This window comes from Variovorax sp. GW821-FHT09B05 (genome assembly GCF_059418265.1).
The window spans coordinates 838,527-852,250 of sequence record NZ_JBWKPN010000001.1 but is presented as its reverse complement, the minus strand read 5'-3'; the positions used below and the strand labels follow the sequence as shown (position 1 = coordinate 852,250).

The following is a 13,724-nucleotide window of genomic DNA, read 5'->3' as shown; positions in this document are numbered from 1 at the left end:
GAATCGGACGGGAGGAGGGCGCTACTGCCGGATCTTGCCGGCGTTGCTGAGGATCGTGAGCTCGACGAAGCGCGTGCCGTTGCCGCCGGCGTTGGGGCCGAGGTCGACCACGTAGCCGCCGAAGTCGAAGTTCACCAGCGAGGCCAACGCCGCGGCCATGCCTTCGCGCGTGGGCGTGCGCCCTTGCCGGCGCACGGCCTCGGCGATCACGCGGCCCGTGATGTAGCCCTCGAACATCGAATAGCTGACCGGCACCTCCAATGTCTGTCCGGCCGTGGCCTCGATGAACTCGCGCGTCAGCTTGCTCGAGATGCGGAACGGGCTCGGCGTGACCTGCGCGATCACGATGCCCTGCATGTGCTGCTCCGACAGCCGCTGCGACAGCTGCTCCACGTCGACGCCCGAATGCGCGACCAGTTGCGCCGTGCCCTTGGGCGCCATGCGGTAGCGCTCGATGAAGGCCGCGGCGGCGCCGGTGCTGGTCAGCATCACGATGGCCTGCGGCGGCTCCTTGAGGAAGGCCTCGGCGGCGTCGCCCACCTTGGTCGTGCCCGCCGGGTAGGAAGCCCGCACCACGATGCGCGACGACGAGGCCGCGGCGAGCTCGTCCATCAGCTTGAGCAGCTCGCCGGACGCGGGCACGTCCTCGTAGAAGACGCCGAGCCGGTTGATGCCGATGGTGGCGAGATGGCGCGTGATCTTGGTCAGCTCCTCGCGCAGGTCGGCATGCATGTTGAACAGCAGCGGCGGCGGCGCGCGCAGCTCGGACGAGCGGTAGCCCACCAGCGCGAGCCGTTCCTTCTCGAGCGTGCCCGAGGCCACGAGCGCCGCGATGTTGCGCGTGCCGAAGTAGCCCGCGAGCACCATCGGCCGGTTCTCCGCGACCAGGGCCTTGGTCAGCGCCACGGTCTGCTCGGGCTGGCCCAGGTCGTCCTTGCGCACCAGGCTCAGCGTGTGGCCGTTGACGCCGCCGGCCTTGTTGATCGCGTCGAAGCTCAGCTTGAGCCCGACCCCGAAGGCCCGCCCCTGCCGCGCCTCGAGCCCCGACATCGGGGCCACCTGCCCGACCACCACCTGCACCGCCGCGGCGGGCAGAGCCGCAACCGCCATCGTGGCGGCCGCGAGCAGCGGACGCCAGAACGCCATCGATTTCATCTGTCTCTCTCCGTCTCCGGGCGGTCAACGCCCCTTCTTGCAAGGGCCGGATCTTGGTGTCCGGGCGGGGCGGAGGATAACGGAAAACGGTGAATCTGCGCGCGGGCCGTGGTGCGCCATCCCGGCGATATGATCTCGCGCGCTCGCAAGCGCATCGATGCAACCGTGTTGCTCGATCCATTCGATCACCAGGAGGGAGACAGGATGATGAAGACGCTCGTGTTGGCGGCCACGGCCGCATTGCTCGCCGGTTGCGGTACGACCTCGGGCAGGCTCGGTCCGTTGCCCGAGGTCCCGGATGCCTCGGTCGCCGCCAAGGTGGTGGTGGTCCGCATCAGCAGCATCGTCGGCGCGGCCAATGGCTACACGGTGGCGATGGATGGCAAGGACATCTTCGGCATCGGCTCCGGTGAGCACGCCGAATTCCAGGTGTCGCCCGGCGAGCACTACCTGGGGGTGAAATGCTTCGGCGGCTTCACGCCGACCTGGAAGGAGGATTCGCTGAAGTTCGACGCCGCGAAGGCATCGTCGAACTACTTCGTCGTCAGCCCCAGCATGACTTGCGCGGCGGTCAGAGGGGCCGACGAGGCGGAAGCGAAGAAGCTGCTGTCCGGCAGCAAGGCCGTCAACCTCGCGAATCCCGCCGGCCGATAGAGCGCCCGGGGGCGCGGCGAATCAATCGCTGCCGTCCTCGCGCGCCGCCATCCGCCCCGCTTCGCGATCGAGGGCCTCGTACTGCCCGTCGCAGAACAGCTCGCAGAGCCGATCGAGCTCGCCGCGGTCGCGGGTCTCGAACACCGCCACGTCCTGTTCGAGCTTGCCCTTGCCGAAGAAACCCTTGCGCGGGCGCATCGCCACCGACTGCAGCTGGTATTCGCCGCGCCGGTCGGTGCCGTCGCCCAGCAGCGTGACCCACAGTTCGCGCTGGTCGGCCTCGTGGCGCAGCACCAGCGCGGGCAGCGGACCGTCCTGCTGCTCGTTCCATTCGCGGTGCTGTTCCTGCCACGGATGGGCGTCGATCGCGGCCATGAAGCCGACGAGCGTGGTCTCGCCCTGCGGGTGGGTCTGCTGGAAGTCGTCGCCGACCTTCTGGATTGCGTAGCTCAGCATGCGGTGGAGCGCGTGGTGCGCCCGTGTGGTGTCGATGACCGAGTGTGCCCAGGCGTGGGGCAAGGGCGTGTCGGTCGCCGCCCCGTCTTCCTCAGCCCGCGGCGGGGCGGGACAGCGGCCGCGGCGCGCGCGCGGCGCGATGCTCCTGCAGCAGGGTCAGCATCACGGTCATCGCCATGAAGACCACCGCGGCCCAGAAGACGCCGCTGAAATGGCCGCGGTCGAGCAGCCAGCCGAACAGCATCGGGCCGACCGCGCCGCCGATATTGAAACCGGTGGAGACGATGCCGAAGGCGCGGCCCTCGGCGCCGGGCGGTGCGGCGGCGCGCACGAGCATGTCGCGCGAGGGCGTGATCACGCCGGTCAGGAAGCCGGTGGCGCCCAGGCACAGCACGAGCGCGAGATCGGGCAGCCGGCCCCAGGCGGCCAGTGCCGCGAGCACGGCCGCGCCCGCGAACGCGACGGCCGCCACCAGGCCGTGGCGGCGCGTGCGGTCGGCCAGCGCGCCGCCGGCCAGCACGCCGAAGGCGCTGGCGAAAAGGAAGGCCGTGACCGCCGCATTGGCCCAGGTGAGGTTCACGCCGTAGCCGCCGACCAGCGCCGACACCGAGAAGCTGCCGATCGAGTTCGTGCTGAGGCTCAGCAGCACGTAGAGCAGCGTCAGCGTGAGGATCGCGGGCGTGAAGATGCGCACGCCCGCTCCATTGCCGCCCGCGGTCTTCGGCTTGCTCGCGGGCCGCGCGGCGAGCGCCGGCTTCTCGCCCGCGAACAGGAAGACCCAGGCCAGCAGCCCCGCGAGGCCGGTGGCGGCGAAGGCCCAGCGCACGCCCAGCGTGCTGGCGATGCCCATCAGCAGGGCCGGCGCGATGGCGCCACCGACGAAGCCCGCGAAGGTGTGGACCGAGAAGGCCTTGCCCATGCGCGCGCTGTCGATGCCGGCGGAGAGCATCGCGTAGTCGGCCGGGTGGTAGACGCCATTGGCGATGCCCGCCAGCGCCATCGCGGCGAGCAGCCAGGCGTAGTGGCCCGAGAACGCGAGCGAGCCGAAGGCCGCGCTGCCCAGCAGCAGGCCGGCCATCAGCAGGCGCCGCGCGCCGAAGCGGTCGACCGCGAAGCCCAGCGGCGCCTGTACCAGCGCCGAGACCACGTTGAACACGCTGAGCGCGAGGCCGAGCTCGACGAAGCTCAGGCCCCACGCGCCGGGCAACACCGGCAGCAGCGCGGGCAGCGCCATGATGTGCAGGTGGCTGACGAGGTGGGCGGCGGAGACCTGCGCGAGCAGGCCGGTCTTGGGAAGGGGCATGGCCGGGGGCGTCGAAAGGACGGCGCATTGTGCGGCAAGCCCGGCGTCCGCGCTTGCCGTCCCCCGCTCAGGCGATCACTGCACCGCGACGAACTCCCCGCCCTTCACCTGCAGCAGCACGCCGCCATAGCTCGGGTTGCGCCCCGCGTCCACGCTCCAGGTGCCGTTGCCCAGCACCATCGGCACCTTGTTGAGCTTCGCGAGCTCGTCGCGGATCTTCGTGCGGTCGGGGTTCGGGCCCGCGTTCTTCACCGCCTGCACCGCGACCTGGCCCAGCGCGTAGCCCATGCCGGCCCAGTTGTCGGGCGCGGCCTTGTACTTGGCCTGGTAGGCCTTCACGAAGGCCTGGTTCATCGGCGAGGGATTGTTCGGCGAATAGTCCGACACGAAGTAGGTGCCCTCGACCGCCTTGCCGCCGGCCTTGATGAAGCCGGCCGAGCCCAGCGTCGAGGGGCCGATGAACTTGACCTTCGATTCGAGCCCGGCCTGGCGGATCTGCAGGATCAGGTTGGCCGAGACCTCGGCCGGGGCGGCGATGAAGATGGCGTCGGTGGGCGTGGTCGCGACCTTGGTCGCGAGCGCGAGGAAGTTCGAGTCGGAGGAGATGAACTTCTCGTCGGCCGCGATGGTGACGCCGGCCTTGGCGAAGTAGTCGGCCAGCGCGTTCTTCTGGCCGATGTAGCCGTCGCTGCTCTGGTCGTGCAGCAGCACCACGCGCTTCACGCCGAGCTTCTCCGAGGCCAGCTTGCCGAGGAAGCCCATGATGTCGGTCGGCGTGGCCTGGATCTTGAAGGCCCAGGGGCCGGTGGCCAGGATGCCGGGCGAGCTGCCGATGGCGAGGATCGGCAGCTTGAGGTCGTTGGCCACCGGCGCGCCGGCCAGGGCCTCGGCGCTGACCGTGGGGCCGAGGATCAGCATCACGTTGTCGCGCTTGCCGAACTGGTTGACGAGGTTGATGACCTGGCCCTTGTCGCCCGCGGTGTCGCCCTCGACGATCCTGAACTTGTTGCCGCCCGGCAGCCCCTGCGCGTTGGCTTCCTCCAGCGCGAGCTTCATGGCGTTCTGGATCGGCACGCCGCCGAAGGCGTAGGTGCCGGTCATGGCGTTGAACACGCCGACGGGGATCTCATTGCCCTGCCCGAAGGCGAGGCCGCTGAAGGCGAGAAGCAGCGCGCCGGCGACGGCGGCTCTGCGATGCATGGTCATGGTGTGTCTCCAAGGGCGCGCGAAGGTGCGCGGTTTTTCTCAGGGGGCCATGGCAGTGTCTTCATGCATCCGGGTTGCGTCAGTCCCCATCACAGGGGACGGACCGACCCGAAGCAGCGCCGGGCCTACTCGGCCACGAGATTCAGCGGCAGCACGTCGAGCGTGCGCAGCGTGTTGACCGGCCGCCAGCGCGATGCGCCCGCGGGCTCGATGCGCTGCACGCGCCGCACCAGCGCGCCGAGGATGCTCTCGGCCTCGAGCCGCGAGATCATCTGGCCGATGCACACGTGCGCGCCCACGCCGAAGGCGCGGTGCACGCCCGCGGTCTGGCGCGTGACGTCGAAGCGCGCGGGGTCGGGCCACTGGCGCGGGTCGCGGTTGGCGGCGCCCATGTGGTAGCCGACCTTGGTGTCGGCACGCAGCCGCACGCCGCCGAGCTCGACCTCGCCCGTGGTGGTGCGGAACATCACCTGCGCCGGCGACTCCAGGCGCAGCGCCTCCTCGAACGCGCCCTTGATGAGCGCCGGGTTGGCTTTCACGAGCGCGAACTGGTCGGGGTGCTCGGCCAGCAGCTTGAGCGTCGAGCCGATGCCGGCGATGGTGGTGTCGACGCCGGCGCGGAAGAAGGAGCGCACGTGCAGCGGCGCCGTCCCCTTGTCGAAGTGGCCCGCGTCCTCGGCCTCGTAGATCTTCTCGGCGAAGCCGCCGGGCAGCGTGTGCTCGCGCTGCAGCACCTGCTGGTACCAGTCCATGATCGGCGCGGCACGCTCGAGCGCCTGCGCCACGCGCTCGTTGTTTGGCCCGAGCTGGTTGAAGTTGAGCTCGCCCGTGAGCTTGATGCGCTCGGGCGGCACCGCGATGCCGAGCACGGCCGGGAACACCTCGAGCACGTAGGCCTCGGTGATGTCGGCCACGCCGTCGACGCGGCCGCGCGCCACCGCGGCCTCGGCGATCTCCTCGGCGCGCTGCGCGAACTTCTCCTTCCAGCTCTTCACGACCAGCGGCGACAGGATGCGCTGCAGTGCGGCGCGCACGCGCGTGTGCTCGGGCGGGTCGATCTCCGAGATCGGGCTGCGCGTGCGCCAAGCGCCGGGCTTGCGGATGTCGCTCATGCCCACGCCGCCCTCGACCGTGAAGCGCTCGAAGTCGCTCGCGACGATGCCGGCCTCGGCATGGCGCGTGACGGCGTAGTAGCCATGCGGCGCGACGTAGACCGCGGGCGCCATCTCGCGCATGCGGTCGAACAGCGGATAGGGATCGGCGATGTTCGCGTCGGAGAACGGGTCCTCGTCGAGGACCGGTGCGTCGGGGATCGACAGGGTGGCGGTGGCGTTCATGGGTCGGTCCTTTTCAATCCGCGCTCGGCAGCACGCGCACGGTCATGTCGGCGATGCGCCAGCCCTCGCCGGTGCGCCGGAAGCGCAGCTCGTACTTGCCGAACATCGCGATCTTGCCGGGGCCGTCGCGCCAGTCGGTGATGAGCGCGCGCGCATGGCCGTGGGCCTCGTCGGCGCCTTCGCCGGGCACGGCGTAGAAGTCGGTCATCTGGTGGTGCATGCGCTGCCTGAACTTCTTCTTCATCACCTCTTCCATCAGCGCGAGCAGATGGTCGCGGCCGTGGATGGTTTCGGGCGGCAGGCCGCTGCCGCCCTGCGAGGCCGGCGGCGAGTTGGCTCGGGTCCAGCTGGCGTCCTCGGTGAACAGCTGGGCGAAGTCGGGATCGCCGGCGTCGGCCAGGTGGCCGTAGCGGGCGAACAGGGAACGGATCTCGAGCTCGTCCTCGACGGGCAGTTGCGGAAAGCGCATGGGGTCTCCAGGGTCGGCACAGTGCTTTGCCCAGTGTCCGCAGGCGCGCCGCGCGCGTCTGTCCCCATGCGGGGGACGGCGGCCCCGGGCGCACCCGTACCACCGCAAGGGGACATACAACCAAGGGCCGCATTCCGATGATCGCCGCCATGCTGATGCAACAACTACTCAATGGCGTGGTCGTGGGCAGCGTCTATGCGCTGTTCGCGCTCGGGTTTACCCTTCTGTTCGGGGTCAACCACATCATGAACATGGCCCACGGCTCGGTGTTCATGTGGGGCGCGTTTGCGGGCCTGTACGCGGTCACGGTGCTCGACGCGCCGATCTACGTCGCCCTGCTGATCGGCATGCTCGCGGGCGGGCTGGTGTCGGTGGCGCTCGACCTGTTCGCGTTCCGCCCGCTGCGCCGCCGCGGCGCGCCCGAGTTCTCGGCCATCGTGTCCTCGATCGGCGCCGACCTGGTGCTGCTGGCACTGGCGCAGAAGCTGTCGAACACGGCCGTGATGCGCTTTCCCTTCGATGCCTTCCCGGTGGTCATCTACACCATCGGCGGCGTGCGCGTGCAGCTGCTGCAGCTGGTGATCGTGGCACTGGTGGTGGCGATGGTGTTCGGCCTGGTCTGGTACCTCTACCGCACCGGCTTCGGCCAGCGCATCCGCTGCGTGGCCTATTCGGAGCAGACCTCGCGATTGCTGGGCATCAACCCCGGGCCGGTGAACATGCAGGTGTTCCTGATCTCGGGCGCGCTCGCGGGCATGGCCGGCGTGCTGATCGGGCTGGTCTTCAACTCGGTGCACTTCGCGATGGGCGAGCCGCTGCTGCTGCGCGCCTTCGTGATCATCATCCTCGGCGGGCTCGGCAGCATTCCGGGCGCGCTGATCGCGGGGCTCGCGATCGGCATCGTGCAGACGCTCGCGGTGGCCTACGTGTCCTCGGGCGTGGCGGAGGCGATCGTCTTCACCGCGCTGTTCGTCGTCATCCTGGTCCGGCCCACCGGGCTGTTCGGTCAATCGTCCGCCGCCATGCGGGTGCAACGCGCATGATGAACTTCTTCTACACCTACCAGTCGCTGTTCGACCACATCCTGGTCTACGCGATGCTCGCGATGAGCCAGTACGTGGTGCTGCGCGCGGGCGTGTTCTCGCTCGGCAGCGCGGGCTTCGCCGCCATCGGCGCCTATGGTTGCGCGCTGCTGGTGGTCAAGGCCGGCTGGCCGCCGCTGGCGGCGATCGCCGCGGGCACGGCGCTCGGCGGCGCGGCGAGCGCGGTGCTGGCCTTTCCGCTGTCGCGGCTGCGCGGCGTGTTCCAGGCGGTCGCCACCCTGGCCATGGTGCAGATCGTGCTGTCGGCCACGCAGAACTGGACCAGCGTGACCAACGGCGCGATCGGCATCAGCGGCATTCCGAAGGTGGCCGGCACCGGCGAGCTGCTGCTGATCGTGGTCGCGGTGGTGGTGCTGCTGGCCGCGATGGGGCGCCACAGCATCGGCCGCGCGATGGACGTGATCCGCGAGGACGAGACCGTGGCCGTGTCGCTCGGCATCTCGGTGCCCTACCACCAGCGCATCGCCTTCATCCTCTCGGGCCTGCTCGCGGGCCTGGGCGGCGCGCTGCAGACCTCGAGCAGCTACGCCATCACGCCCGGCGAGTTCGGCTTCGGCATGCTGGTGGCGGTGCTCGCGATGGTGGTGCTCGGCGGGCGCACCTCGGTGTGGGGCGCGCTCGTGGGCGCGGCCATCCTCACCACCCTGCCCGAGCTGTTCCGCGTGTTCGCCGACTACCGCAACGTGGTGCAGGGCATCCTGCTGATGCTGGTGATCGTCTACCTGCCGCGCGGCGTGGCCGACACCGCGATCGCGCTGCTGCACGACCGCCGGCTGCGGCGCCAGGCGGGCCATGCGCCGCGCGCGCCCGCGTCACCGGCGGTGCCCAAGGCACCCATCGTCAAGACATCGATCGAAGGAGGCGTGCGCCCATGACCGCGACCCTGGTTCTCGAAGGCGTGGCCCGCCATTTCGGCGGCGTGCCGGCCGTCGACGGCCTGAGCCTGCAGGTGCCGGCCGGCCAGATCACCGGCCTGATCGGCCCCAACGGCGCGGGCAAGACCACGGTGGTCAACCTGATCACCGGGCTGCTGCACCTGACCGCGGGCCGGGTGCTGCTCGAGGGCCGCGACGTGTCGCGCGACGAGGCGCCTGTGCTCGCCCGCGCCGGCGTGGCGCGCACCTTCCAGAACATCCGGCTGGTGCCCGACGCGAGCGTGCGCGAGAACGTGGTGGCGGGCTTCCACCGGCACGAGAAGTCCGGCCTGTGGGCCAACCTGCTGGGCCTGCCGTCGGCGCGCGCCGAGGCGCGCGAACTCGATGCGCGCGCGATGGAACTGCTCGAGCGCTTCGGCATGGCCGCGCTGGCCGAGCACCGCGCGGGCAGCCTCTCGTACGGCCACCAGCGCCGCATCGAGATGATGCGCGCGCTGGCCACCAGCCCCAAGCTGCTGCTGCTCGACGAGCCCGTGGCCGGCATGAACGACGCCGAGGCCGAGAGCCTCGCCGGCATCTTCCGCAACGTGGCCGCGAGCGGCGTGGCGGTGCTGCTGATCGAGCACAACATGCGCTTCGTCATGTCGCTGTGCTCGCACCTGTACGTGCTGGCCTCGGGCCGGCTGATCGCCGATGGCCTGCCCGAGGCGGTGGGTCGCGATCCGAAGGTCGTCGAAGCCTATCTGGGAGCCTGAACCATGCTCGAGATCCGAAACCTCGACGTCCACTACCGCGGCATCCAGGCGCTGCGCGGCGTGAGCCTCCATGTGAAGCAGGGCGAGATCTTCGCGCTGATCGGCCCCAACGGCGCCGGCAAGTCGAGCCTGGTGAACGCGCTCTCGGGCCTCGTGCCCGCGGGCGGCGAGATCCGCTTCGATGGCCAGCCGCTGGGCCGCATGCCCCCGCACCTGCGCTCGCGCGCCGGCATCATCCAGGTGCCCGAAGGCCGGCGCGTGATCGCGCCCTTGTCGGTGGCCGAGAACCTCGAACTCGGCCGCCAGGCCGCCGGCGTGCGCGGCAGCGATGCGAAGGACCTGGAGCGCGTGCATGCGCTGTTCCCGGTGCTGAAAGACCGGCGCAATCAGCTCTCGGGCTCGCTGTCGGGCGGCCAGCAGCAGATGCTCGCGATCGGCCGCGCGCTGATGGCGCGCCCGCGCGTGCTGATGCTCGACGAGCCCAGCCTCGGGCTCGCGCCCGTGATCATCAAGGAGGTGTTCCGCGCGCTGGTGCAGCTCAACCGCGAGGGCATGACCATCCTGCTGGTGGAGCAGAACGCGCGCCTCGCGCTGCAGACCGCGCACCGCGCCGCGGTGCTAGAGCAGGGGCGCATCGTGCATGAGGGCATGGCGAGCGAGTTGGCGAACGATCCGGTGATTGCGGACCACTACTTCGGGCGTGCAGGCCTGATCGCCTGATCGGCGCGCTCGGGGTCAGGCGGTGGTGATCGTCTTCGGCTCGAGGAATGCCTCGAGCCCGAACACCCCGAACTCACGCCCGATGCCCGACTGCTTGACCCCGCCGAAGGGCGCGAGCAGGTCGGGCGCGATGCGGTTGACGAGCACCGTGCCGGCCTCGAGGCGCGCGGCGACGCGGCTGGCGCGCCGCGCATCGGACGAGAACACATAGGCCTGCAGTCCATAGGGCGAGTCGTTGGCGATCGCGACGGCCTCGTCTTCGCCTTCGTAACCGAGCACCGACAACACCGGACCGAAGATCTCCTCGCGCGCGATGTCCATGTCGTTGCGCACATCGGCGAACACCGTGGGCCTGACGTACCAGCCGCGCGACAGCCCCTCGGGCCGGCCTTCGCCGCCGGCCACGAGCGTCGCGCCCTGTTCCTTGCCGCGCCGGATGAAGCGCTGGATGCGCTCGAACTGGGATGCGTTCAGCAGCGGCCCGATGGCCGTGGCCGGATCGCGCGGATCGCCCACGCGCAACGCTGTTGCGATGGCGGCGATGCGCTCGATCGCTTCCCGCATGCGCGCACGCGGGATCAGGAGCCGCGTGCCCGCGACGCAGGCCTGGCCGTTGTTCATGAAGGCTGCGTTGAGCGCCAGCGGCAGCGCGTTCGCGAAGTCGGCGTCGTCGAGCACGATCGAGGCCGACTTGCCGGTGAGCGCGAGGCTCACGCGCTTCATGGTGTCGAGCGCGGCGCGCGCGATCAGCTTGCCCGTGGGCGTCGAGCCCGTGAACGACAGCTTCGCGATGCCGGGATGGGTGGCGATCTCGTCGCCCACGTCGGCGCCGCGGCCGAGCAGCACATTGAACGCGCCCGCGGGCAGGCCCGCGTCGTGCAGCGCCTCGGTCACCACCTGAGCCTGGATCGGCCCCAGCTCGCTGGGCTTGATGACCGACGCGCAGCCCGCCGCGATCGCCGAGGCGAGCTTGCTGCAGACCGAGCCGGCGACGCTGTTCCACGGCGCGATCAGCCCGGCCACGCCGACCGGCGCCATCGTCACCGTGGAATCGCCCACGCGGCGCGTGAACTCGAAGGCCTCGAGCGCGCGCGCCGCGTTGGCGAAGCATTGTGAGGCGTAGTCGCTGACCCACTGGGCGCGCGCGAGCGGGCCGCCGTACTCCTCGATGGTCGCGTCGCGGATCGCGTCGGTGCGCGCGAGCACGGCGGTGCGCAAGCGCTCGAGCATCTCGATGCGCTCGGCCTTGCCGCTGGCGGCCAGCGCGGGCTGGGCGCGCTGCGCGGCCTCGATGGCGCGTCTCGCGTCGTCGCGGTTGGCGAGCGTCGCGGTGCCGATGCGCTGCTCGGTCGCGGGGTTGGCGATCTCAACGATCTCGGTGCCCTGCACGGGCACGAGGGCGCCGTCGATGTAGGCCTTGTCGATGTTCCACATGGTGCTGACTCCTGACGGGTACCGCCGGATGGCGGGTTGAAGGCAGTCTAGGAATCCGCCATCGTTTTGAGAATCCGATCAAAATGAGATGACTCATCCAGAAAATCGGAACAATGCACAAGAGCGGCCTGATCGAACTCGAGGTGGTGCTGGCAGTCGCGCGGCGGCAGGGCTTTCGCGCCGCGGCGGTGGAACTGGAGATGTCGACCACCGCCGTCAGCAACGCCGTGTCGAGCCTCGAGGCCCGGCTCGGCGCGCGGCTGTTCCATCGCACCACGCGCAGCGTCTCGCTGACCGAGGCCGGCCGGCAGTTCGTCGCGCAGATCGGCCCGGCCGTCACGAACATTCGCGATGCGATGGACAGCGTCGGCGAGCGCCGCGCCACGCTGGGCGGCACCCTGCGCATCAACAGCGCGCTGGGCGCGGCGCTGATGGTGTTCCGGCCGCTCGTGGCGGAGTTCCTGCGCCGTCATCCGGGCGTGACCGTCGACATCGTCACCGAGGGCCGCATGGTCGACATCGTCGCCGAGGGCTTCGACGCCGGCCTGCGCCTCGCGCCGCTGGTGCCGCGCGACATGGTGCGCGTGCCGCTCGGCGGCAGCCTGCGAATGGCCGTGGTGGCGTCGGCCGAGTACTTCGCGAATCGGCCCCGGCCCGAGGTGCCCGCCGACCTGATGCAACACGCCTGCATCCGCGCGCGCCTGCCGAGCGGCGTGCCCTCACCGTGGGAGTTCGCGCAAGGCGGCGAGCCTTTCACTGTCGATGTGCCGGGGCCACTGGTGCTCGACGCGCCGATGCTGATGCTGGAGGCGGTGCGGCAAGGCGCGGGCGTGGCGCAGCTGGCCGAGTGGTATGTGGCGGAGGACATCGCGAGCGGTCGGCTGGTGCGCGTGCTCGACGAGTGGACGGTGCCTGTGCCGGGGTTGTGCCTTTATTACGCGGGGCATCGGCATTTGCCTGCGGCGTTGCGGGCGTTGGTGGATCTGGTGCATGAGCTGCGGGCGGGTGAGGAGAAACGAAGCGTCGGGGCAGGGAGGGCGAAAGCAAAGCGCGCAGGTGGCGCGGCAAGGTCGAGCGGACGTTGATTCGGATCAGGGTGTCGAGGTAGATTTCGGGTGGTCAGCGCAGGCGTGAAGCGAAGGGAGTGGAAAAAATGGCAACCACTGGCAGTGGAGAGCGGATGCCGAAAGGCAAGCCGCATGACGACGCAATGGCCGAGCTGTACCGCAGCGATCCGGCCCTTGCGATGGACGTCATCAATGACATCCTGGCCGACGGCGACCAGGCCGAGCTGCTGATCGTGCTGCGCCAGATGACGCAGGCATTCGGCGGGGTGCGGGCCGTGGCCGAGCAGGGGCAGCTGGATCCGACCCAGCTCTAGCGCACGTTGTCGGCGAAGGGCAACCCTGCCTCCTTCGATGCCAACGCCCGCTCGACAGCTTGCTTGGCATGCGCCACAAACGCCGCCACTTCAACCTGCCGCGCCGCCAGATCGTCCGCCGCCTGCCCCAGATAAGCCTCCCTCGCCCGCGCCATCAACGGCCGCAGTTCATCAGACAGCCGTTCGATCACCCAAACCGCAGCCGCATCCTTCGAAGCAATGCCACCGGTCGCGGCACTGAACCAGATACGCGCCAGCGCGAGCACCACGTTGCGCTCGTCGCCATCCCAGTCCGAAGGTTCGTTCCAGATGCCGATGGTGTCGTGCAGCGCCTGTGCGAAGTCGCTCGCGGGCACCGGATCGAACAAGGTCTCGGCCACCGGCCCGATCAGCGCGACGCTGTGCTGCCTGGCCTTGGTCAGCAGGATCGCGAGGTCGCGGTCGATCTCGGGCGCGTCGAAGACGCCGGCCTTCAACTGGTCGCGCAGCCATTCGCCGAACTGCAGTTCGCGTCGCGGCGGGTAGCGCCAGGGCAGCACCTCGTCGTGCACGACGATCGTCACCTCGAGCGGGCGCAGCGCCGCGTCGGTACCGGGCGGGGCCGACACCGAAAGCAGGTCGGTCATCAGCGCCTGCCGGGTCGCGGCCGTCAGCGGCGCGGTCACGCAGACCAGCAGGTCGATGTCGCTCTCGGGCTGGAGGCCGCCGTCGACGGCCGAGCCGAACAGGTGGAGGGATTCGATGGTGCCGGGCAGATGGCGTTCGAGCACGACGCGCGAGAGCGAGAGTTGCGGTGCGATGTCGATGGGGAGCAATGCGGTCATCGGGGCAGGGCTGGGTGGAGCGGCAAAGCGCCTATTCGAGCGTCCTCCACCC

At 70.1% G+C, this 13,724-nt stretch carries 14 protein-coding genes and 1 pseudogene; 7 read left to right on the top strand and 8 right to left on the bottom strand.

Annotated elements, in window-relative coordinates:
- Positions 1-21 precede the first annotated feature (21 nt).
- The gene (locus tag AC07RM_RS03615) at positions 22-1,155 is read right to left on the bottom strand and encodes an ABC transporter substrate-binding protein (protein ID WP_366929029.1); all 1,134 of its coding nucleotides are present in this window, start codon (positions 1,153-1,155) and stop codon (positions 22-24) included.
- 204 nt (positions 1,156-1,359) lie between these two features.
- Here AC07RM_RS03615 and AC07RM_RS03610 point away from each other — a divergent pair, with 204 nt between their 5' ends.
- Entirely contained in the window at positions 1,360-1,809 is a 450-nt protein-coding gene (locus AC07RM_RS03610) for a hypothetical protein (RefSeq protein WP_143129232.1), read from the top strand.
- Between the two features lie 21 nt (positions 1,810-1,830).
- On the opposite strand, the gene AC07RM_RS03605 is transcribed toward AC07RM_RS03610, so the two are convergent.
- From AC07RM_RS03605 to AC07RM_RS03585, 5 genes are all read right to left on the bottom strand, one after another.
- Positions 1,831-2,265, bottom strand: coding sequence for a hypothetical protein (locus AC07RM_RS03605; RefSeq protein WP_495333053.1), 435 nt, complete (start codon positions 2,263-2,265; stop codon positions 1,831-1,833).
- Positions 2,266-2,356: 91 nt separating this feature from the next.
- A complete protein-coding gene (locus AC07RM_RS03600) occupies positions 2,357-3,568 on the bottom strand; it encodes an MFS transporter (RefSeq protein WP_495333051.1) in 1,212 nt (403 codons plus the stop codon).
- A gap of 75 nt (positions 3,569-3,643) precedes the next feature.
- Positions 3,644-4,774, bottom strand: coding sequence for an ABC transporter substrate-binding protein (locus tag AC07RM_RS03595; RefSeq protein WP_495333049.1), 1,131 nt, complete (start codon positions 4,772-4,774; stop codon positions 3,644-3,646).
- Between the two features lie 125 nt (positions 4,775-4,899).
- A complete protein-coding gene (locus tag AC07RM_RS03590) occupies positions 4,900-6,111 on the bottom strand; it encodes a cytochrome P450 (protein ID WP_495333047.1) in 1,212 nt (403 codons plus the stop codon).
- 13 nt (positions 6,112-6,124) lie between these two features.
- Positions 6,125-6,580: a nuclear transport factor 2 family protein gene (locus AC07RM_RS03585; RefSeq protein ID WP_398495726.1), complete on the bottom strand. Its 456-nt coding sequence runs from the start codon at positions 6,578-6,580 to the stop codon at positions 6,125-6,127.
- 137 nt (positions 6,581-6,717) lie between these two features.
- Between AC07RM_RS03585 and AC07RM_RS03580 the strand changes: the two genes are divergently transcribed.
- The 4 genes from AC07RM_RS03580 to AC07RM_RS03565 are packed head-to-tail and all read left to right on the top strand — an operon-like array spanning position 6,718 to position 10,033.
- Positions 6,718-7,623 carry a branched-chain amino acid ABC transporter permease gene (locus tag AC07RM_RS03580; RefSeq protein ID WP_256222704.1) on the top strand — a complete coding sequence of 302 codons (906 nt, stop codon included), beginning with the start codon at positions 6,718-6,720 and terminating at the stop codon, positions 7,621-7,623.
- Positions 7,620-8,558, top strand: coding sequence for a branched-chain amino acid ABC transporter permease (locus tag AC07RM_RS03575; RefSeq protein ID WP_495333044.1), 939 nt, complete (start codon positions 7,620-7,622; stop codon positions 8,556-8,558). The genes AC07RM_RS03580 and AC07RM_RS03575 overlap by 4 nt, the downstream gene beginning before the upstream one ends.
- Positions 8,555-9,313: an ABC transporter ATP-binding protein gene (locus AC07RM_RS03570; protein WP_495333042.1), complete on the top strand. Its 759-nt coding sequence runs from the start codon at positions 8,555-8,557 to the stop codon at positions 9,311-9,313. Before AC07RM_RS03575 ends, AC07RM_RS03570 begins: the two co-directional genes overlap by 4 nt.
- Positions 9,314-9,316: 3 nt before the next feature.
- The gene (locus AC07RM_RS03565; protein ID WP_495333040.1) at positions 9,317-10,033 is read left to right on the top strand and encodes an ABC transporter ATP-binding protein; all 717 of its coding nucleotides are present in this window, start codon (positions 9,317-9,319) and stop codon (positions 10,031-10,033) included.
- 15 nt (positions 10,034-10,048) lie between these two features.
- Here AC07RM_RS03565 and AC07RM_RS03560 read toward each other — a convergent pair whose 3' ends face one another.
- Positions 10,049-11,467 carry an aldehyde dehydrogenase family protein gene (locus AC07RM_RS03560; protein ID WP_495333038.1) on the bottom strand — a complete coding sequence of 473 codons (1,419 nt, stop codon included), beginning with the start codon at positions 11,465-11,467 and terminating at the stop codon, positions 10,049-10,051.
- A gap of 113 nt (positions 11,468-11,580) precedes the next feature.
- Here AC07RM_RS03560 and AC07RM_RS03555 point away from each other — a divergent pair, with 113 nt between their 5' ends.
- A complete protein-coding gene (locus AC07RM_RS03555) occupies positions 11,581-12,552 on the top strand; it encodes a LysR family transcriptional regulator (protein WP_495333036.1) in 972 nt (323 codons plus the stop codon).
- 95 nt (positions 12,553-12,647) lie between these two features.
- Positions 12,648-12,845, top strand: a pseudogene (locus AC07RM_RS03550) (addiction module antidote protein); the annotation flags it as partial.
- Here the strand turns inward: AC07RM_RS03550 and AC07RM_RS03545 are convergent.
- Positions 12,845-13,672, bottom strand: a complete 828-nt coding sequence (locus AC07RM_RS03545; RefSeq protein ID WP_495333034.1) for an AadA family aminoglycoside 3''-O-nucleotidyltransferase — start codon at positions 13,670-13,672, stop codon at positions 12,845-12,847. The pseudogene AC07RM_RS03550 and the gene AC07RM_RS03545 overlap by 1 nt on opposite strands.
- Positions 13,673-13,724 lie beyond the last annotated feature (52 nt).

Bases quoted from the DNA above. Each gene is read 5' to 3' on its own strand.
- AC07RM_RS03615 (WP_366929029.1), bottom strand. From the start codon at position 1,155: ATGAAATCGATGGCGTTCTGGCGTCCGCTGCTCGCGGCCGCCACGATG.
- AC07RM_RS03610 (WP_143129232.1), top strand. From the start codon at position 1,360: ATGATGAAGACGCTCGTGTTGGCGGCCACGGCCGCATTGCTCGCCGGT.
- AC07RM_RS03605 (WP_495333053.1), bottom strand. From the start codon at position 2,265: ATGCTGAGCTACGCAATCCAGAAGGTCGGCGACGACTTCCAGCAGACC.
- AC07RM_RS03600 (WP_495333051.1), bottom strand. From the start codon at position 3,568: ATGCCCCTTCCCAAGACCGGCCTGCTCGCGCAGGTCTCCGCCGCCCAC.
- AC07RM_RS03595 (WP_495333049.1), bottom strand. From the start codon at position 4,774: ATGACCATGCATCGCAGAGCCGCCGTCGCCGGCGCGCTGCTTCTCGCC.
- AC07RM_RS03590 (WP_495333047.1), bottom strand. From the start codon at position 6,111: ATGAACGCCACCGCCACCCTGTCGATCCCCGACGCACCGGTCCTCGAC.
- AC07RM_RS03585 (WP_398495726.1), bottom strand. From the start codon at position 6,580: ATGCGCTTTCCGCAACTGCCCGTCGAGGACGAGCTCGAGATCCGTTCC.
- AC07RM_RS03580 (WP_256222704.1), top strand. From the start codon at position 6,718: ATGATCGCCGCCATGCTGATGCAACAACTACTCAATGGCGTGGTCGTG.
- AC07RM_RS03575 (WP_495333044.1), top strand. From the start codon at position 7,620: ATGATGAACTTCTTCTACACCTACCAGTCGCTGTTCGACCACATCCTG.
- AC07RM_RS03570 (WP_495333042.1), top strand. From the start codon at position 8,555: ATGACCGCGACCCTGGTTCTCGAAGGCGTGGCCCGCCATTTCGGCGGC.
- AC07RM_RS03565 (WP_495333040.1), top strand. From the start codon at position 9,317: ATGCTCGAGATCCGAAACCTCGACGTCCACTACCGCGGCATCCAGGCG.
- AC07RM_RS03560 (WP_495333038.1), bottom strand. From the start codon at position 11,467: ATGTGGAACATCGACAAGGCCTACATCGACGGCGCCCTCGTGCCCGTG.
- AC07RM_RS03555 (WP_495333036.1), top strand. From the start codon at position 11,581: ATGCACAAGAGCGGCCTGATCGAACTCGAGGTGGTGCTGGCAGTCGCG.
- AC07RM_RS03545 (WP_495333034.1), bottom strand. From the start codon at position 13,672: ATGACCGCATTGCTCCCCATCGACATCGCACCGCAACTCTCGCTCTCG.